This is a genomic window from Buchnera sp. (in: enterobacteria) (assembly GCF_056343165.1).
Window position 1 is genome coordinate 54716 of sequence record NZ_JBWHTS010000002.1, and the last position, 21083, is coordinate 75798.

Consider the following 21083-nt stretch of genomic DNA (forward strand, 5'->3'; position numbering starts at 1 on the left):
AAGAAATGTTTTCGATTAATATAACTATTCCTCAAATATAAAAAAATAAATAAATTTTTCATGTTTACAAATGTAGAGGATTTATGACTAAGTCAGAATTGTTCGAAAGAATTGCTAAACAGAAAATTCATATTTCACACAAAATGATAGAGCGTGCCACGAAAGAAATGCTAGAACATATGACTTCATCGTTAGCAAAGGGACAAAGGATTGAAATTCGAGGATTTGGCAGTTTTTCTTTACATTATCGTTCTTCTCGGATTGGTCGAAATCCAAAAACTGGAAGAACCGTTAAATTAAATGAAAAATATGTTCCTTATTTTAAACCAGGGAAAAAATTACGAGATCGAGCTAATATGTGTAAGTAATATCTTTTAATATTTTTCACAATAGAAACTAAGTTTATATATAATTTTTTATAAAAAGCTTAGTTTCTATAATTTAAAAACATAATATTTTTTTTAAGGTTATAAATGAAAAAATTCTTTATTGTCGCTAATTGGAAATTGAATAAAAACAAAAAAATGATTTCTAGTTTTTTTAAAAATTTCAAACTGAATTCATCAATTAATTTAGAAAAAAACATTATTATTATTGCTCCTCCTACTATATATTTAGAAAGAGTATATAAAGAAATAAATAAAAAAAATATTTTTCTTAGCGCGCAAAATGTAGATATTAATTTAGAAGGAGCTTTTACTGGTGAAACATCTATTTTAATGCTGCAAGATATAGGAGTAAAATATGTTATCATTGGACATTCTGAAAGACGTTTGCTACATCATGAAAGCAATTATATTATCGCAAAAAAGTTTCATTTGATTAAAGAATTAAACTTAATACCTATTTTGTGTATAGGCGAAACAGCAATAGATAAAAAAAATGGTCAAACTCAAAAAGTTATTACAGAACAATTAGATTTGATATTTAAAAAAATAGGAAAGTCAGCTTTTAAAAATACAATAATTGCTTATGAACCCATTTGGGCTATTGGAACAGGTTTATCAGCTAATCCAGAAGAGGTTCAATTAACACATAAATTTATAAAAAATTATATTGAAAAATATGATCAAATTGATATAGAAGATATAAGAGTTCAATATGGTGGATCTATTAATCAGGTTAATGCAAAAAGATTTATTGAACAACCTGATATTAATGGTTTATTAATTGGAAACTCATCTTTGAGTCCTGAAGAATTTTTAAAAATTATAAAAATAGCTAATTATATTATTTAAATTTAAACAATTAACTATTGTTAATTAATAGTTTATGCATTCGACCACCTAGATAAGCACCTAGAATTGGACCTATTATAGGAATTAAACAATATAAAACATTATTATTACCTCCAGTAAAAGATAAAAGACCCCATCCATTTAAACTTAGAAATATTTTAGGACCTAAATCTCGTGCAGGATTTAAACTTATATTACTCAAGGGATTTATAATTAAATTAATCATACATATTAACAATCCTATTAAAATAGGCACTATAGATTTATTATGCAAAAAGTAATTATTATTTCTATTGTTAAACTCTAATAAAATTATCATGAATAGTGAAGTTGAAAACATTTCTATTGTAAAATCACAAATAAAACTATTATGATAATTGGGATAAACACAAAAAATAGAAGCTGAATTAAGACTTTCTTCTGTTCCTCGGATGATATTATTTGCACTTTCAAATGAAACTAACAAATTATTATAAAGATAATATATTAACATTGTAAAAAAAAAAGTACCAAATATCTGAGATATGATATAAGGCAATACTTTTTTTTTGCTAAAGTTAGAAGACAGCCAAAAGAAAATAGTAATAGCTGGGTTTAAATGAGCTCCAGATACTGAGGAACTAAAATACATTGATATAGCAACTCCAAAACCCCAAATACAACTAATTTCAAATTGGTTTAAATGAATATTAGTTAATTTTGAAGCGGCTAAACATCCTATACCAAAAAATATAGCTAAACCCGTTCCGAAAAATTCAAAAAAACATTTTTTTATAATATTTTTTTTCCTATCAATGTTCATTTTTAAAAACCCATATTTTTGTATTTAAAAAATAGAGCGCCGGTAAAAAACCGGCACTAATTTTATATTAATATAATTTTTTAGCAGTAAGTAACCAATCTTTTTTAAAAGCACGTTTCATGTTTTTTAATGCATTTTGTATATCATTAAAAACCATCTTATCATTTTGTATTCCAACACATTTCCCCTGATATCCTTTTATTAATAATTCAACTGAATATGCACCCATTCTTGAAGCTAATATACGATCATATACTACAGGTGCGCCACCTCTTTGAATATGTCCAAGGATTGTGGCTCTAGTTTCTCGATTTGTTTTTTTTTCAATGTATTGTGCCAATTTTTCCACATCACAAATATATTCTGTTATTGCGACAATAGCATGTTTTTTACCTCTAGCGATCCCCGCCTGAATTTCAATAAGTAATTCTTCTTTTTTATAATCAATTTCTGGCAATACAATAAACTCACATCCACCTGCAATAGCAGCAGCTAATGTCAAATCTCCACAATATCTCCCCATTACTTCTACAATAGAAATGCGTTGATGAGAAGAAGAGGTATCACGTAATCGATCAATAGCTTCAACTACTGTTTGTAAAGCTGTAAAATAACCTATAGTATAATCAGTACCTGAAACGTCGTTATCTATAGTTCCTGGAATGCTGATACACGGAATACCCATTTCTGTTAATTTTTGAGCTCCTATATAAGATCCGTCTCCTCCAATCACAATAAGAGCATCTATTTGTCTTTTTTTTATATTTTGTACTGCAATAGAACGTATTTCATTTTTACAAAAACGAGAAAATCTAGCAGATCCCAAAAATGTTCCACCTCTATTAATCATGTCAGATACACTATATCTATCGAGTTTTACCATTCGATTTTCGTATAAACCTAAATATCCATCATAAATTCCGTATACTTCTAATTTCTCACTAAGCGCTGTTCTAACCACTCCTCTAATTGCAGCATTCATTCCTGGAGCGTCTCCACCACTGGTTAAGACTCCAATTTTTTTAATCATTAAAACCTCTGTTTTAACTTCTATAAAATTTTATTTCTGTATTTTTGAAAAATATTTTGCAAATATATTAAATATCATGATGTTAAAAATATATTTAAACTTTTTTACATAAATATAATTCTAAATATAAAAGACTAATGTATTATTGAAATTTAGGGAATATAAAAATAAAAATGGTTTTTAAAAAAAAATTATTTTAAATAATACCATTGAGTAGGATTATTGTTTTTATCGAAATCTAAAATAATAGGCTTTGCAGTAGGGATATTAAACTCTAAAATTTTTTTATTATCTATTTTTTTTAAATATTGTATTAAAGCACGTAAAGAATTCCCGTGTGCTACAATAAGAATTTTTTTATTATTTTTCAACTGAGGATAAAGAATTTTGTTCCAATAAGGTATAACTCGTTTTGCAGTTTTTTCTAAGCTTTCTCCTAAAGGAATATCATTAATATTTAAATGAGCATAGCGTATATCATTTCCTGGAAAACGTTTATCTTTTATATTAATTTGTGGGGGGCTAATATCAAAACTCCTCCTCCATAGCATAACTTTTTTCTGTCCATATTTTTGAACAACTTCATCTTTATTTAATCCTTCTAACGCTCCATAATGTCTTTCATTTAAACGCCAAGATTTTTTAACTGAGAGCCAAGTTTGGTTTAATTCGTCTAAAATATATTGTAAGGTATGTATAGCTCTTTTTAATACAGATGTGTGTGCATAATCAAAAAAAAATCCTTCTTTTTTTAATAAAATCGCAGCAGATATCGCTTCATTTTTTCCCTTTTGAGATAAATCAGCATCATGCCATCCCGTAAATTTATTTAATTCATTCCATTCACTATGACCATGTCTTATTAAGACTATTTTATTAGTTTTCATTTTTTTCTCATGATTTTTTATATAAACATTAAATTTTAATGCAAATAATTAGTTTTATATTTTTAAAATTTCTTATCAATTTTTCTAAAAATGATAAAAGTACAGTTTAAGATTTATTTAATAACTGTACTTTTAAAGTATAAAACATTACAATATAAAAATTATTTTAAATATCAATTAAAATACGAGTGAAATCTTCTAATGTATTTTTTATATTTACTAAAAAACCTATAGATTCTTTCCCATCTATTAAACGATGATCATAAGATAATGCTATATACATCATTGGAAGGATTTCAATTTTTCCATTAACAACTACTGGGCGTTCTTGAATCATGTGCATACCTAATATAGCTGCTTGAGGAGGATTAATAATAGGTGTAGATATTAAAGAACCAAAAACACCACCATTAGTAATAGTGAAATTGCCACCTATTAATTCTGGAATCTGAATTTTGTTTTGCAAAGCTCTAACAGAAAAATCTTTTATTTTTTTCTCTATTTCTGCCATTGTCATTTTATCAGCATTTTTCAATACTGGTGTTATTAATCCTCGTGGTGTTGAAATGGCAATACTGATATTAAAATTTTTATAAAAAACTATGTCTGTTTCATCTATATAAGCATTTATTTCTGGAAAATTTTTTAATCCTTGAATTACAGATTTCACAAAAAAAGACATAAATCCCATTCTAATACCATGTTTTTTTTCGAAATTCTCACCGTACTTTTTACGTAAAATTATTATCGGCAACATGTTGACTTCATTGAAAGTAGTTAGCATAGCTGTATTATTTTTACTATCTAGCAATCTTTCTGCAATTTTTTGCCGTAATCGAGTCATTTTTACTCTATTTTCGAATTTTTTATTTTCTTTTCTATTGATTGCATTTAGATTTGAAGTATCATAATTTGATCTATTTTGATTTAATTTATTTTTTTCTTTCTTTATGATTTTTTCTAGATCAATTGTATTACCTGTTTCTATGATTTTATTTATAAAATGTTTATCAAAATTATTTATTTTAATTGATCTTCGCATAGATGGAGTAAGATTTTTTTCATTTATTTTTAAAAAATTCTTTATTTTTTCTTCTTTATTTTCAGATGGAATTGTTTCATTTAAAAAATTTTTGTCTTTTTCGATAAAGTCATCCTCTATTATGTTAGACTTATTTATTTCACCAAGTAATTGTTGAGATTTGACTATTTTACCTTCTTTTTCTAAAATTGCACTTAATATTCCATTACACGGTGAAGATACTTCTAACATTACTTTATCTGTTTCAATATCCACTATATTATCATCACAATTGACTTTATCTCCTATTTTTTTATGCCATTTTACAACTGTTGCATCACTAATAGATTCTGGTAAATCTGGAACAAGAAGATTTATTATTTTCATTCTTTATCCTATTGTTGAATTAATATTTAATGCATTTTTAATTATTGTTTCTTGTTGTTTTTTATGAATCGAGAAATAACCAACTGCAGGTGAAGCTGAAGATATACGACCGACATATTTTAATAATGCATCAGATGGTAAAATGTTGTTCAGATTGTCTTTAATATAAAACCATGCACCTTGATTATAAGGTTCTTCTTGACACCAAACATAATCTTTTATATAAAAATAATTTTTTATTATCTTTTCTATTTCAGTTTTAGGAAATGGATACAATTGTTCAATACGAATTAAAATAATAGAATCAATTTTTTTTTCACGACGATTTTTTAGTAAATCATAATAGATTTTTCCAGAACAAAAAATAAGACGTTTTTCTTTTTTATTAACATTATCTATTTCATCTATTATTTTTTGAAATTTACCATTAACAAGAGCATTTAAAGACGAGCCTGACATTGGATTTCTTAAAAGAGATTTTGGAGTAAAAATAATTAATGGTTTATCAATTCCCTTAAATATTTGTTTCCTTAAAATATGAAATATTTGTGATGATGTGGTTGGTATACACACTTGCATGTTTTTTTCAGCACAGAGTTGAAGAAATCGTTCTATTCTAGAAGATGAATGTTCAGGCCCTTGTCCTTCATAACCATGAGGCAATAAAAGAACTAAATTAGATTTTTTGTTCCATTTTTGTTCTCCTGAGCTTATAAACTGATCAATAACTATTTGAGCGCCATTAATAAAATCTCCAAATTGAGCTTCCCAAATAGTAAGTGTATTAGATGAAAATAAAGAATATCCGTATTCAAAAGCTAAAACTGCTTCTTCTGATAATACAGAATCCCAAATTTGAAACTTCCCTTGTTTTTTTCGAATGTTGTTTAATGGAAGATAAATAGAACCATCAATTTGATTATGAATAACAGCATGACGATGAAAAAACGTTCCTCTTCTTACATCTTCACCAGAAATTCGACAAGAAATTCCTTCATTAAGAATTGTTGCATAAGCTAATGTTTCAGCAGCACCCCAATCAAATAATCTTAATCCTCGAGTCATCTCTAATCTATCTTCGTAAATTTTTTTTACTCGATCATGCATTTTAACTGTATTAGGGATATTATTGATTAAACAAGATAATTTTTTTAAATTATAAAAATTTATATTTTTTTTTATTTTTTTTATTTTTTTTTCTTCTATAGTAATTTCATTTTTAAAACATATTTTTTTAGATCTTGAAAATATATATTGACCTTTATGTAATTTATCAGAATATTTTTTTATGATTTCTTGATTTGTTTTAGATGTAATTGTGTTTTTAGATATTAATAAATCAGAATATATTTTTCTTGTAGTAGGATGCTTGCTTATCATATGATACATGATAGGTTGTGTAACAGATGGCTCATCTACTTCATTATGTCCATTTCGTCTATAACAAACTAAATCTATAAAGACATCTTTTTTGAATTTTTTTCTAAAATGAAGAGCCAGTTGAACAGCAAAAATAGATGCTTCTACATCATCTGCATTAACATGAAAAATAGGTGCTTGAATTATTTTGGCAATATCAGTACAGTATTGACTAGAACGAAGATGATTAGGGTTAGAAGTAGTAAATCCAATTTGATTATTAATAACTATATGAACAGTTCCTCCCACTTTATAACCTTCTGTTTGAGACATATTTAACGTTTCTTGCACTACACCTTGACCAATTACAGAAGCATCTCCATGAATGTTAATAGGCAAAACTCCACTTTCTATTTTCTCCATTTTATCAATACAAGAACGAGCTATACCAGAAATAACAGGATTAATTATTTCTAAATGAGATGGATTGCAAGCCATATTAAATATTATTTTTTTTTCGTTTTTTATTTCTGAAGTTCCTCCCATATGATATTTAACATCACCACTAATTTTTTCAAGTATTTTAAATCCAGAAAATTCATTAAATAAAATTTTTGGACTTTTGTTTAAAACATTAACAAGTACATTTAATCTTCCTCTATGAGCCATGCCTAATATTATTTCAGATATGTTATTTTTTTTTGAAAATCTTATGACTTCATGTAATATAGGAATTAATGTTTCTGCTCCTTCTAAAGAAAAACGCTTGGCACCAGGAAATTTTTTACCAATATATTTTTCTAAAATTTCAGCATAAGTTATTTCTTTTAAGAAATTTATTTTTTCTTCTGTATTTAAAAAATTTTCATTAAAAAATGATTCTATATAGTCCGCAATCCATTTTTTTTCTAATACGTTATCTATATACATATATTCAAAACCAATAGAACCACAGTATTTTTTAGATAGTATTTTGTATAAACTCGTAATATTAGTTTTAAATTCAGTTGAATTTTTAAAGTTAATTTTTATACTTTTTTTTATTTCTTCTTCTGAAAAATTGTAAAATGAAAGATCTAACTCTAAAATTTTTTTTTGTTTTCTTAATTGAAGTGGATCAATTAAAGCTTGTTTATAACCTTGAGTGCGAAATAAATTAATAATATGATTAACTGTATTAATAAGTGAATACATATCTTTTTTTAGATGGTTGATTTTATAAACATTTTCTTGCTGTTTAGAAATTTCTAAAAATTCTTTATGCCAAACAGCATCTACAGATTGAGCATCTATTAGAAAATTTTTGTATATTTTTTCTATGTAGTTTTGATTTTCCCTGGATAACCAAGAGGAATTTAACCAATATTCTATCTTTTTTTTATTCATGTTTTTCTTTAAAAAAAGTTTTATGTTAAATTTAATAAATATGTTTGCAAAAATTTATAAATATATTTTTTAAAAAATTATGCAGGATTATAAATATCAATAAAATCAACCCTTAAATTATATTTATTATGTAACCACCCCCCTAAAGATTTAACACCGTCTCTCTCAGTGGCATGATGACCTAAGGCAAAAAAATGAATGCCTAGTTCTTTAGCAATATGAGCAGTTTCTTCTGAAATTTCACCTGTTAAAAAAGCATCAACTCCAAATTTGCATGCTGTTTTAATAAAACCCTGTCCTCTTCCACTACACCAAGCAATACGATTGATATACAAAGGAGCATTTTCATGTAAATGTATAGGATATTTTTTAAATTTTTTTTCAATTTTATGTGCAAATTCAAAACCTGTCATTTGGTTTTGTATTGTTCCCCAAAAGACATAAGGTAAAATATTACCCTGGATACAAATTTTTAATTTTTTAGCTATTTGTGCGTTATTGCCTAATTCTGGATGAATGTCTAAAGGTAAATGCCAACTGTATAGATTGATATTATGAGAAAGTATAGTTTTTAATCGTTTTCTTTGCATATTATGTATATATCTTGATTCATTTTTCCAAAAGTAACCATGATGAACAATTATAGTGTCAGCATTATAAAATAATGCTTTATCTAACAAATCTTGACAAGCAGTAACTCCAGTAACAACATTTTTTACTATAGATGTTCCTTCAATTTGCAATCCATTAGGCACTATATCATTACATTGATCAGACAATAATTTTTTATTGACAATATCTTCTAAAAAAAAATTATTCATAAATTTTAAACCTTTTTTTTAAATTTTAATCGCGCTTGATTAAATATCAAAAAAGATTTTTCTCTGCTATCAGAATAATTGATAATAGGAGCAGGATAATCTATTTTGCAATTTTTTTGTTTTAACCATTCATATGGTTGATGAATATGATTATTAGGAACATTTTTTAATTCCGGTATAAATTTTCTTATAAAATCACCTGATGTATCAAAAGATTTTGATTGATTTAATGGATTAAACATGCGTATGTAAGGAACAGAATCAGATCCTACTGATGCTGACCATTGCCATCCCCCACTATTTAGAGCTAAATCTCCATCAATTAAATGAGACATAAAATATTTTTCTCCTTTTCTCCAATTAATAAGAAGATTTTTTACTAAAAAACTAGATGTAATCATTCTTAATCTATTATGCATCCAACCTATTTTATTTAATTGTCTTATACCGGCATCTATTATAGGAAAACCTGTATTTCCTTCTTTCCAAGCATTAAAATAATGTATATTATTTGTCCAGTTTATTTCTTTTTCCCATGAAATTAACGCTTCAGATTTGCTGATTTTTGGAAATCCAATTAATAAATGGTAATAAAATTCACGCCATAATATTTGATTAAACCAAGAAGAAGAAAAAAAAGAGTTTGACAAAAAATTATTTTTTATTTTTAAAAGCGTGATTAGACAGTGTCGAGATGATATTATTCCAGCAGATAAATATGGAGACAACATACTAGTACCATCTAAAAAGGGAAAATTTCGTTTAAAAGAATAATCATGAATTTTATATGTACAGAAATTTTTTAAGCGATTTATAGCTTTTTTTTCTCCAATGGGAAAGATTTTTTTATTTACATCAAGAATGATATTTTTAAAATAAATAGGAGTTAAAAAGATATCTCTATCGGGTCTTCGTTTTGAAGGTATAGAAAAACATTGAGGTATATTATCATATAAATTATGTATGATTTTTTTTTTGAAAAAAGTAAAAACTTTATATGTTTCATTATTTTTATTTCTAATTTTTTTGTCGGAGAATAAAAGATTGTCGTGAAAACCTTGTACAAAACATCCTTTTTGAGATAATTTTTTTTTTGCTAAATAATCTCGATGACGTTCATTGATTTCGTATTGATAATTATAAAATAAATTATTTATTTTATGTTTTTCACAAAAAAAAATAAGATATTCTATAGAATTTAAAAAATCAGTAGATTCATGATAATATAGATTAATATTCAATTTTAGTAGTTTTTTTTGTAAAGCAAGTAAATGATAATAAATAAAAGATATTTTTTTTTTAGATACATAGTGATCATTCCATTGCTGCGGCGTAGCAATAAATAAACCTATTACTTTATCTTCATCCGATTTACACGCCATATATAGAGCTGTATTATCGTAAACACGAAGATCATTACGAAACCAAATCAAATTTTTTTTCATAATATTTATATTTAATTTATTAAATTAGGAGAAATTTCTTATTAATATATTTTTCATATAAAATTTTTACGCCGTTTATCTCATAAATTCATTTTCTTATAAATATAAAAATAAGAATTAATTGAATATTTAATGTAAAATTTATCTTTTATTTTTTATGATTTTATAAAATATTTAAACGAATTTAAAAATAATTTGTATTTTTAAAATTCTTATATTTATAGAAATATTTTTAATTAAATTATTATCATATAGATAAAATAAAAAAAAATCGAGTAACAATTTTTAATGAAAGAATAAATTTTTTATATAAATAAAATAGATATCAATGCGTAAATACATTTTTATATTAAAAATATATTTTATTGCAGGAGATTAAAATGAAAAAAATAGGTATTTTCTTTGGAAGTGACACCGGAAATACAGAAAAGATAGCTCAATTAATTCAAAAATATATAGGTAGTAATATTTCTGTTTTACACGACATCAGCAACGCTTCTCAACAAGATATTGAAAATTTTAATTTTTTAATATTAGGTATTCCAACTTGGTACTATGGCGAAGTTCAATGTGATTGGGATGATTTTTTGCCAATTTTAAAAAAAATTAATTTCGCAGATAAAACTGTGGCATTATTTGGATGTGGTGATCAAGAAGATTATAGTGAATACTTTTGTGATGCAGTAGGTGTAATTAATGATATTTTAAAAAAAAACAAAGCTAAAATAATTGGTAAATGGCCTACAAAAGAATATAATTTCGAACAATCTAAGGCTTTATTAAATCAGGAATATTTTGTTGGATTAATTTTAGATGAAGATCGGCAAGCAGAAAAAACCGAAAACAGAATAAAACAATGGGTAAAAAAAATCATGCCTTATTTTAATTTGAATTCAACATAAAAAATTCAATTTTTAAAATAAATGATAACACCTTACTTCAAGGTATATGTAAAAAAAGTATTAAGATTAAATTGCTTTTTTATCTAATATTATTTATTTAACATGTATTATTGCTTTTTAAAAATCATAATAATCAATTTTTTAAAATATAAATAGCAGTATCAAGTATAAACTTGATACTACTATATAAAAAAATAAAATATATTTATCATTTCTTTAATGAAGGCATGAATATTATTTTTTAAAATATAGATTATTTTTTAAAATATAGATCATTTTTATCCTGGTATTCTAGATACTAAAGATACTAAATCAAGTACTTTGCTAGAATAACCTGTTTCATTATCGTACCAAGAAATTAGTTTAACAAAATTTTCATTTAAAGATAAACCTGCCTTAGCATCAAAAATAGAAGTTAATTCTTGTCCATTAAAATCTGAAGATACCACTTCATCTTCAGTATATCCTAAAATTCCTTTCATTTCTTCTTGAGAAGCCCGTTTAATTTCTTGACATATTTCAGAATATGTAGCAGATTTTTTATAGCGAACTGTTAAATCTACTACAGATACGTTTGATATTGGAACTCGAAACGCTATACCAGTTAGTTTTCCATTTAATTTTGGTAAAACTTTCCCTACAGCAATAGCTGCACCGGTGGAAGATGGAATAATATTTTGCAATGCCCCTCTGCCACCTCTCCAGTCTTTTTGAGAAGCTCCGTCAACAATTTTCTGAGTAGCTGTACTAGCATGTACAGTAGTCATTAAACCTTCAATAATACCAAATTTATCATCTATTACTTTTGACAGAGGTGCCAAGCAATTTGTAGTACATGATGCATTTGAAACAATATCTTCTCCTTTATATTTATTAAAGTTAGCACCCTTTACGAACATTGGAATGTTATCTTTTGAAGGACCCGTAACAACTACTTTTTTTGAACCAGCTACAATATGTTTGTAAGCCTGTTCTTTTTTTAAAAAAAGACCCGTGGATTCAATTACTACATCAATTGATAAATCACCCCACATTAATTGTTCAGGATCTCTTAATGAAGTAATACGAATTTTTTTTCCGTCAATAATAATATTATTTTTATTAATTTGAATATTTTTTTTAAAAATACCATGTGTAGAATCATATTTTAACATGTAAGCTATATATTCAGGAGTTAATAAATCATTAATAGCTATAATTTCCATATCTGAACGTTGTTGAGCTAGTCGAAACAATACACGTCCAATACGACCAAATCCATTAATGCCTACTTTAATAGTCATATGTTCACCTCTATAAAAAGTTATCTTGATCATTAAAAATCATTTTATTTTCTCGATTATTTTTTTAAAAAAATATTTTGATCAATATTCTTTTAATATTTTACTAGGATTAATTCTTGAAGCATAATATGCTGGATACCAATTTGTTATAATACCTATTACTATACTGCTAATAAATATAATTATTACATCTAAAATTTTTATTTTTAATAGAAAAAAATTATTGTAATAAATATTATCGAATAATATATTATTCTTAAAATATTGTTTTAAAAAGAATATAATTCTATTAGAATTTAATATTGTTACTATACCTAAAATAAAACCAATGACATTACTCACTATTATAGATCGTAATCCATAATATAAAAAAATTAGTTGGATAAGAAAATTATTAGCACCCATACTTCGCAAAATAGAAATTTCTTTCGTTTTTTTAGATACAGTCATCAAAGAAATAGATGCAATACTGAAACATGAAATAATTACTAGTAGTGAAAGTCCTAAATATACTATTAATTTAATTCTTTTAATATCATGATATATATCTTTATAACTATCAATCCAAGTATACGCTACAAGCGGTGTATTTATTTTTTTTATAGCACTTAAAACAATTTTATCCGTGTTAAAAGGATTAGATACATGTATTTCAATTGTGTTAATATCACAATCTTTATAAAAAAATTTCTTTAAAAAATCAAAAGGAACATATCCTATATTAGAGTCTAACATTCCATTTGATTCAAATACATCTATAATCTTTAAAGAAAAATTATCTACTTGTGAATCAAGATAATTATTTTTTTTGTTTAAAAAAAATACATTGATCCAATCACCTTTTTTTATTGATAAATATTTTGTCAAATAAGATGAAAGAATAATCTCATGGTTGTAGTATTTTTTTTTAAAAAAATTATTTTTTTTATTTAAAAAAGTTTTATTTAAATTTTTTATATCTCTAAAACTTTTAATTTCGATAGGTTTAGCTTTATTTTTTACAACTAATAACCCATTAGTGACAATATAGGGTTCTAAATAAGTTATTTCTGGAAAAAATTTTAGTTTTTTTATTAAATCCCGCCATGTTAATGACGATTGATTAGTTAATTGAATAATTCCATGGGGTAAAGTTGATAAAATTGTTTTATTTAACAATATTTCAAATCCATTCAATGCACTAAAACTTATAATTAACACAAATATACTAATAGAAATTCCTATCTTAGATAAAATAGAAATTAATAATATTGTATGATTTTTGTTTTCTTTAATATATAATCTTTTAGCAATTAAAAAAGGTAAAAAATTCATTGATTAGTTCTTTTAATTAACCATTGTTATTAAACAATTGACCATTTTTTATTTGAAACAAAATAGGCATTTTTTTTATTAAAATAGGATCGTGTGTAACAATCAAAAAAGAAGTATTAAAATCAGAATTTAATTGAAATATCAAATTTAAAATAATATTTGTATTATATGTATCTAAATTTCCAGTAGGTTCATCGGCTATAATTAAAGAAGGTTTATTAATAAAAGCTCTAGCAATAGCAACACGTTGTCTTTCTCCACCAGAAAGTTGAAATGGATATTTTTTTATTTTATTTTCTAAGTTCAATTTTTTTAACATTTGATATGATTTTTCTTCACATTCTTTTTTACTTTTATTGCTTATTAAAAGTGGCATGGCAACATTTTCTAATATATTAAAATCTAACATCAAATGATGAAACTGATAAATAAAACCTAATTCAATATTTCTAAATTTTGACATTTGATTAGATGACATAGAGCTAAATGATTGGCCTTTAAATAATATATTGCCGGAAGTAGGAGTGTCTAATCCAGAAAGTAAATGTAAGAAAGTAGTTTTTCCTGAACCTGATTTTCCAGTAATACCCGCTATATTTCCTTTCTTTAATACAAAAGATATTTTTTTTAAAACATCAATAGTTTCATATCCATCTTGATAGGATTTAGTCAAATTAATACATTGTATGATTATGTTATTCATGAGATAAAATTCTAGCTGGTTTTGATCGGACAGATTTCCACGATGGATATAATGTTGAGAAAATTGATAATAGTATAGATATAATATTAATGAAAAATACTTGATATGGTATAAAAATTATTGACACATTCATTTCGTCAGAAAAAAAACTAATTAAAAATTTTAAAAAATTATTTTGCATGATTAGTGCAATACTAACTATTGTTCCCAATAAATTTCCAAAAATTGCAGTACCTGAACCAAAAATAATAAATACCAGCATAATTTTCCAATTGAGTAATCCCTGTGTTTTTAAAATTGCGACAGAGTTTTGTTTTTCTATTGTGTATACGGTAAGAATTATAAAAGTATTTAAAACTGCGACTAATAAAATCAAAAAAAATAAAAATATTATAATATATTTTTCAATTATTATTGTTTTAAAAATTTCACCCTTTTGTGTTTTCCAATCTAATAAAACTAACTGATCATCTATTTGTTTTATTTGATCAATATTTAAAAAAAATGGATTTTTTAACCATATTCGCCAACCAGTAACATAATTTTTATTATAATTTAAAAAATTTAAAATATCTTTTTTATTCATTAAAATACGATAATAATCAATTTCGCTATGAGTCGAAAAAGTTCCTATTATTTTAAACATACGTTGATTAAATATTTTACCTGAAAAAAAATTCTTTTCATTAGATAAAAGAATTAATTTAATTTCATCACCAACATAAACATTAAGTTTTTTAGCTAATTGTTCTCCTATAATTATATTATTAAATTTCAGATTAAATGTATCTGAAATATTTTTTTTTATATTATAATGATTTGAATTATCAATCTCCATTATTTCTGCCATACCAAGGTCACTTTGACTTTGTACAATAATTTCTTTACTAATAAAATCAGAAATTTTTTCAATATTATTTAATTTTAAAACATTTTTTGGGAATTCAGATTTTTTAATATATTGATTTTTATTAGTTATTATTAAATGTGGAATAAAAGATAAAATGTTTTTTTTGAAATTTTCTTCAGATCCATTTATGATCGATATTATGATAATCAATGAAGCAGTACTAATACTTATGGCTGTGATAGATAGAATCGTAATAATTTTTTTAAATTTTGGTAAGTGAGTATTCCATAAATATCGCACAGCGATAAAAAGAGATATAGGTTTATACATTCTGATATTATCTAAAATTTATAAAAATTTTCTTAAATATTTTTATTTATGTTGATGATTTTAATGAAATTTATACAAATAAATTTTTTTATATTAAAAATATTTTTGTTACTTTTATTCTACAATAAACACTAGTATTATATAACTAGATATTTGAAAAATATATCATGATATCTTTTTTATGAAGATGTCATATTTTCTATTTTATAAATTGTATTATTTCACATAAAATTTATAATTTTTTATTAAATAATTGTTTTTATTCGCTTTAAAAAATTTAATTATATGAAATTATATATAATTCTAAAAAATAAAATTTTTAATAATTAAAATATATTAATATTCAATTAATCATAAAAATTTTTATATATAAAATAATTTTTTTAAATTTTTATAAAAATTTAATATGATTAGAAATCATATTTTTATGATTAAAAAAATTTATTTTAAATTAAATTATCATTTCTTTTTTTAAAGAAACATTCTTCTATGAAAATTACAGAAAATAAAAACATTATTGATTTGAAAACTCACAAATTATCAAATTTGTTTAACAATACTAACAATGAAAAAAAACTTAATAAATTATTATCTTATTTATATTCATTTCCAGGAAAAATAATATTTTCTTTAACAAAAGAAGAATCTTTAAAAAAAATTTTAAAATTTTTAAAAAAGAATAAAATTTACCCACAATATATAAAAAAAATAATTGATATTAATGAAAAAGTTGATTATTTTTATATGATCAAAAAACTCCACAATGGATTTCTAGATAAAAAAAATAATATATTATTCATTTGCACAAAAGATTTATTACCAGTATTAATTAATTGTGAACATATTTCCAATATTAAAAATAATGATTTTTTAAACAAAAGCAGTTTATCTCAACTAATTTTAAATCAACCAATTGTACATATTGAACATGGTATTGGAAGATATAAAGGATTAACTACTATAGAAACTTCCAGTATACAATCTGAATATTTAATTATTTCATATGCAGAAGGAGATAAATTATATGTACCAATTTCATATTTGCATCTTGTTTCACCTTATACTGAAACATCAAAAGAACATGCTCCACTTCATAAATTAGGTGGAGATGATTGGAATAGAGAAAAAAATAAAATTAGTAAAGTTATTTATGATCATGCTGCACAATTATTACATATTTATGCCAAAAGAGCATCTAAAAAAGGTTTTGCATTTAAAAATAATGCAGAAAAATACAATTTCTTTTGCGACAATTGCCCCTTTCAGACAACATCAGATCAAAATGAAGTAATGAAATTTGTATTAAAAGACATGTCTCAACCTATTCCGATGGATCGTTTGATTTGTGGCGACGTAGGTTTTGGAAAAACAGAAATTGCGATGCGTGCCTCTTTTGTAGCTGTATCTAATAATAAACAGGTAGCTATTTTAGTGCCAACTACCTTATTAGCACAACAACATTACAAAAATTTTAAAACACGTTTTTCTAATTGGTCTTTTACTATTAACATATTAACTAGATTTCAAACACAAAAAGAACAAGATTTAATTTTTAAAAATACTAAAAATGGAAAGATTAATATTATAATAGGTACACATAAATTATTATTCAAAAAAATAGAATTGAATAATCTTGGATTATTAATTATTGATGAAGAACATAGATTTGGTGTCAACCATAAAGAAATTATAAAAAAAATATACTCTAATATTGACATTCTTACTTTAACTGCTACACCTATACCTCGCACTTTAAATATGGCTATGATTGGTATAAAAGATTTATCTATCATATCAAAACCTCCAGCTCAAAGATTAGCAATTAAAACTTTTATTCAAGAGTATAATCCTTTATTAATAAGAAAAACAATATTACGTGAAATATCAAGAGGTGGTCAAATTTATTACATATATAATAAAGTACAAAATATCATGAATATAGCTAAAAGATTATCAATATTAATTCCCGAAGCTAATATTAAAGTAGGTCATGGACAAATGAAGAACATTGATTTAAAAAAAGTTATGAATGAATTTTATAACAATAAATTTAATGTCTTAATTTGTACTACAATTATTGAAAGTGGTGTTGATATACCCAGGGCCAATACAATTATTATTGAAAATTCTGATCATTTTGGATTATCTCAGCTTCATCAACTTCGGGGTCGTATTGGCAGATCAAATCATCAAGGATACGCTTTATTTCTTGTTAACAATCTTAACAAGATTACTCCAGATGCAAAAAAAAGATTAGAAGCAATTTCATCAGTTGATAATTTTGGAGGAGGTTTTTCTTTATCTAGTCAAGATCTTGAAATTAGAGGAGTAGGAGAGATATTAGGTAAAGAGCAAAGTGGACATATAAAAAATATGGGTTTTGCTTTATACATGAAATTATTGCAAGATGCTATTAATTTATTAAAAAACGGAAAAGTTTTTTCTATTAATAAATTTTCAAAAAAATCATCAGAAATTGAATTGCATGTTTCTTCTTTATTACCTGAAAAATATATAATAGATATTAATACAAGGCTATTTTTTTACAAAAAGATTTCAGATGCTAAAAACGAGCAACAAATAGAAACAATAAAATATGAACTAATTGATCAATTTGGAAAATTACCTGATTTTTCTAAAAATTTGATTTTAGTTTCTAAAATTCGATTGATATCATATAAAATTGGTATCAAACGTATTAAATCTAACAAAAATACAGGTTTAATAGAATTTAATAATAATAATTCTATAAATATTAAGTATTTATTAAAAATATTTCAGGAAGAACCAAATATCTGGAAAATGGAAAGCCCAACGAGAATAAAATTTACTTTAAATTTTAAAAAAGACTATTTTCGTCTTAAATGGATTGTAAGATTATTAAGAAATTTATATAAAAAATAGTTTAAAATTTTTATTTTATGCAGATTATCTTAATTTTTATTAATGTTTTATCAGACTGTTAATAATTTTATTAAAAAAATTACAGGAATGTATATGAAACAAGTTGTTTATATTGCAAATGAAGAAAGCAAAAACATAGAAGTATGGAATTTAGGTAAGAATGGTGATATGAATTTAATACAAAAAATTGAAACTCATGAGAAAATTCAACCTATCAAGATCTTAAAAAATAAAAATTTACTATATGCTGGAATATTTCCGCAAAATAAAATTTTTACGTATTCTATAGAAGAAAATGGTTTTCTTAAAAAGAAAGATGAAAGTTATATCCCAGGAAAAGCTAATTATCTTTCTTTTAATAAAAATCAGGAATTTTTATTTTGTAGTTCTTATCATTCTAACTTTGTTAGTGTTAGTCCATTAAATCAATATGGAATACCTCAAGATCCAATACAAATTATACACAATATCGACGGTTGTCATGCCGCTAAAATAAATGATAAATATAATATATTATTTGTGATGGCTCTGAAAGAAGACTCTATTTATTTATACTATCTAACAAATTTTGGAATATTAAAAAGTACTGAACAAAAAATCCTACATACTAAAAAAAAATCAGGACCACGTCATATTGTTTTTCATCCTAATCAAAATTTTGTTTATACTGTAAATGAATTAAGTGGGACTATAGATGTATGGCAAATAGTTCAAAAAAATAATATAATACAAATAGAAAATATACAAAACATTAGTGTATTAAACAATCAATTTTCAGATCGTTATTGGTCGTCCGATATCCATCTAACATCGTGCGGTCGTTTTTTATATGTTTCTGATCGATTTTTTAATACTATTTCATTATTTCATGTTGATCAAAACAATAAAATTGTTTTTTTTAAAAGTTACACGACAGAAGAACAACCACGATCATTTCATATAAATTCTAATGATACATACTTAATTGTTGCGGGAGAAAAATCTAATACTTTAATTGTATATAGCATATCTAATAATACGGGCGAATTAACAAAAATCAAAATATACAGTACAGGTCAAAAACCTGTGTGGATACTTATCCATGAATTATATTAAAATTAAATTTATATAAATAATTGAGCATTATTTAAAGCATCTATGATAACATCTGTTAATTTTTTTAATGCACGAGAACTGATGATATAAGGAGGAACAATGTAAATTAATTTTTTAAACGGTCGAATCCAAACACTGTTTTTAACAAAAAATTTTTGCATTGAAAACATATTAACTAAACGAGAACATTCAATCACGCCAATAGCTCCTAATATACGTATATCAATTACATTCGGATGATTAATCAATGGCTGTAAATGTTTAAAAAGCTGTTTTTCAATATTTGATACTTGTATCTTCCATTGATTAGTTTTCAATATTTTTATATTAGCATTAGCAACTGCACATGCTAAGGGGTTAGCCATGTATGTTGGTCCATGCATAAAACAACCTGATTCACTTTTGCTAATAATATCAGCAATATGACGTGACGTTAAAGTAGCGGCTAAAGTTATTGTGCCACCAGTCATTGATTTTCCTAAACACAATATATCTGGTATAACATTAGCATGTTCAAAAGCAAACATTTTTCCAGTTCGACCAAATCCAGTTGCAATTTCATCAAAAATAATTGGGATAGAATAATGATCACATAAATTTCTTATTTTTTTTAAATATGTAGGATGATAAAAATTCATTCCTCCTACACCTTGCACTATAGGTTCTAATATTACTCCTGCTATTTTAAAAGAATTTTCTTCTATTATTTTTTTGAAAGAGACAATATCACTAGTGTTCCAATCTTTATAAAAAGAAGAAACAGGTGCATCTGCAAAAAAATTTTTTGGCAATAAATTTTTATATATTTTATGAAAAGAATTGTCTGGATCTGAAACTGACATTGCAGCAAAAGTATCACCATGATAACCATTGCGAATAGTTAAAAACAATTTTCTTTTTTGACCTAATGAATGCCAATATTGTATTAACATTTTTATTGCCACTTCAATAGCAACTGAACCTGAATCAGAAAGAAAAACACAATCTAATTTTTCTGGTGTTAATAGAATTAATTTTCGACAAAGAGCAATAGCTGAAGGATGTGTAATGCCACCAAACATTACATGAGACATTTTTTTTATTTGTTTTTTTAATGCTTTGTTTAAAATAGGATGATTGTATCCATGTATTGCAGACCACCATGAAGACATGCCATCTATTATATTTTTTCCATTTTTTAACTTTAAATAGAATCCTTTAGCGGATGTAACAGTATAGCAAGGAATAGGATTAACCATAGAAGAATAAGGATGCCAAATGTGATTGTAATCAAAAAATGTATCAGATTGACTCATAATTATTTATATATAAAATATTAGATAATTA

17 protein-coding genes are annotated in these 21083 nt (G+C 24.5%); 5 read left to right on the forward strand and 12 right to left on the reverse strand.

Going from position 1 to position 21083, the window contains the following annotated elements:
* The first annotated feature begins 83 nt into the window (after positions 1-83).
* Both ihfB and tpiA read left to right on the forward strand, forming a co-directional pair.
* Positions 84-368 carry an integration host factor subunit beta gene (gene ihfB / locus ACTP5B_RS01915; protein ID WP_464829513.1) on the forward strand — a complete coding sequence of 95 codons (285 nt, stop codon included), beginning with the start codon at positions 84-86 and terminating at the stop codon, positions 366-368.
* A gap of 105 nt (positions 369-473) precedes the next feature.
* Positions 474-1238 carry a triose-phosphate isomerase gene (gene tpiA / locus ACTP5B_RS01920; protein ID WP_464829515.1) on the forward strand — a complete coding sequence of 255 codons (765 nt, stop codon included), beginning with the start codon at positions 474-476 and terminating at the stop codon, positions 1236-1238.
* Positions 1239-1248: 10 nt separating this feature from the next.
* Here tpiA and ACTP5B_RS01925 read toward each other — a convergent pair whose 3' ends face one another.
* From ACTP5B_RS01925 to phrB, 7 genes are all read right to left on the reverse strand, one after another.
* Positions 1249-2040 carry an MIP/aquaporin family protein gene (locus tag ACTP5B_RS01925; RefSeq protein ID WP_464829517.1) on the reverse strand — a complete coding sequence of 264 codons (792 nt, stop codon included), beginning with the start codon at positions 2038-2040 and terminating at the stop codon, positions 1249-1251.
* A 67-nt stretch (positions 2041-2107) separates the two neighbouring features.
* Positions 2108-3070: a 6-phosphofructokinase gene (gene pfkA, locus ACTP5B_RS01930; RefSeq protein WP_464829519.1), complete on the reverse strand. Its 963-nt coding sequence runs from the start codon at positions 3068-3070 to the stop codon at positions 2108-2110.
* Between the two features lie 191 nt (positions 3071-3261).
* A complete protein-coding gene (gene gpmA, locus ACTP5B_RS01935; RefSeq protein WP_464829520.1) occupies positions 3262-3957 on the reverse strand; it encodes a 2,3-diphosphoglycerate-dependent phosphoglycerate mutase in 696 nt (231 codons plus the stop codon).
* Between the two features lie 166 nt (positions 3958-4123).
* Positions 4124-5365, reverse strand: coding sequence for a dihydrolipoyllysine-residue succinyltransferase (gene sucB, locus ACTP5B_RS01940; protein ID WP_464829522.1), 1242 nt, complete (start codon positions 5363-5365; stop codon positions 4124-4126).
* Positions 5366-5368: 3 nt separating this feature from the next.
* Positions 5369-8110 (reverse strand): 2-oxoglutarate dehydrogenase E1 component, encoded by a 2742-nt coding sequence (locus tag ACTP5B_RS01945; protein WP_464829523.1) that lies wholly within the window; start codon positions 8108-8110, stop codon positions 5369-5371.
* A gap of 77 nt (positions 8111-8187) precedes the next feature.
* Complete coding sequence (locus ACTP5B_RS01950; RefSeq protein ID WP_464829525.1) at positions 8188-8931, reverse strand: Nif3-like dinuclear metal center hexameric protein; 744 nt, start codon at positions 8929-8931, stop codon at positions 8188-8190.
* Between the two features lie 5 nt (positions 8932-8936).
* Entirely contained in the window at positions 8937-10376 is a 1440-nt protein-coding gene (gene phrB / locus ACTP5B_RS01955) for a deoxyribodipyrimidine photo-lyase (protein WP_464829526.1), read from the reverse strand.
* A gap of 380 nt (positions 10377-10756) precedes the next feature.
* Between phrB and fldA the strand changes: the two genes are divergently transcribed.
* A complete protein-coding gene (gene fldA, locus ACTP5B_RS01960; protein WP_464829527.1) occupies positions 10757-11278 on the forward strand; it encodes a flavodoxin FldA in 522 nt (173 codons plus the stop codon).
* Between the two features lie 278 nt (positions 11279-11556).
* Here fldA and gap read toward each other — a convergent pair whose 3' ends face one another.
* The 4 genes from gap to ACTP5B_RS01980 form a co-directional block, all read right to left on the reverse strand.
* Positions 11557-12561: a type I glyceraldehyde-3-phosphate dehydrogenase gene (gene gap / locus ACTP5B_RS01965; RefSeq protein ID WP_464829529.1), complete on the reverse strand. Its 1005-nt coding sequence runs from the start codon at positions 12559-12561 to the stop codon at positions 11557-11559.
* Positions 12562-12642: 81 nt separating this feature from the next.
* Complete coding sequence (locus tag ACTP5B_RS01970) at positions 12643-13875, reverse strand: FtsX-like permease family protein (RefSeq protein WP_464829531.1); 1233 nt, start codon at positions 13873-13875, stop codon at positions 12643-12645.
* A 16-nt stretch (positions 13876-13891) separates the two neighbouring features.
* Positions 13892-14578, reverse strand: a complete 687-nt coding sequence (gene lolD / locus ACTP5B_RS01975; protein WP_464829533.1) for a lipoprotein-releasing ABC transporter ATP-binding protein LolD — start codon at positions 14576-14578, stop codon at positions 13892-13894.
* Positions 14571-15758, reverse strand: coding sequence for an FtsX-like permease family protein (locus ACTP5B_RS01980; RefSeq protein WP_464829534.1), 1188 nt, complete (start codon positions 15756-15758; stop codon positions 14571-14573). The genes lolD and ACTP5B_RS01980 overlap by 8 nt, the downstream gene beginning before the upstream one ends.
* A gap of 489 nt (positions 15759-16247) precedes the next feature.
* On the opposite strand from ACTP5B_RS01980, the gene mfd reads away from it, so the two are divergent.
* The gene (gene mfd, locus ACTP5B_RS01985) at positions 16248-18662 is read left to right on the forward strand and encodes a transcription-repair coupling factor (protein WP_464829536.1); all 2415 of its coding nucleotides are present in this window, start codon (positions 16248-16250) and stop codon (positions 18660-18662) included.
* Between the two features lie 93 nt (positions 18663-18755).
* Positions 18756-19757 carry a 6-phosphogluconolactonase gene (gene pgl / locus ACTP5B_RS01990; protein ID WP_464829538.1) on the forward strand — a complete coding sequence of 334 codons (1002 nt, stop codon included), beginning with the start codon at positions 18756-18758 and terminating at the stop codon, positions 19755-19757.
* An 8-nt stretch (positions 19758-19765) separates the two neighbouring features.
* On the opposite strand, the gene bioA is transcribed toward pgl, so the two are convergent.
* Positions 19766-21052 (reverse strand): adenosylmethionine--8-amino-7-oxononanoate transaminase, encoded by a 1287-nt coding sequence (gene bioA, locus ACTP5B_RS01995; protein ID WP_464829540.1) that lies wholly within the window; start codon positions 21050-21052, stop codon positions 19766-19768.
* Positions 21053-21083 lie beyond the last annotated feature (31 nt).